Source organism: Bacteroides sp. 51, from assembly GCF_010500965.1.
Taxonomy (GTDB): domain Bacteria; phylum Bacteroidota; class Bacteroidia; order Bacteroidales; family Bacteroidaceae; genus Bacteroides.
In genome coordinates, this window is sequence record NZ_QVMI01000205.1 from 1 (window position 1) to 303 (window position 303).

The 303-nt window shown below is 48.8% G+C and carries 1 protein-coding gene; it reads right to left on the reverse strand.

What is annotated here, in order from left to right:
* Nucleotides 1-303, reverse strand: a 303-nt coding sequence (locus D0T87_RS24070) for a phage integrase SAM-like domain-containing protein (RefSeq protein ID WP_203558795.1), incomplete at both ends; no start/stop codon positions are given.

The window sequence follows — 303 nt, forward strand, 5'->3', positions numbered from 1 at the left end:
CAAGTCAACAAAAGGCATGCCGTGCAACAGGAAAGAAAGAACAAACAAGTCGCGGCTAAGAGCAAGGCGAGGATCATCGGAAAGGTCGGCCGAGAGGATCAAGGCAATAACATCGGATTCCAGGGAACGCTTCTCGGTAGGTGCGCTACCCGTAAACACATTGTCGAAAAGACCGGGAGTAAAGGCCATCAAACCCAATCGCCGGGCCTCGCGATAAAGAGAACGCAAAGCGTTCATATAAGAGGAAATTGAATTGTCTTTCAGGCCATCTACACGGAGGTGTTGTTCGAAACCTTTAAGAAA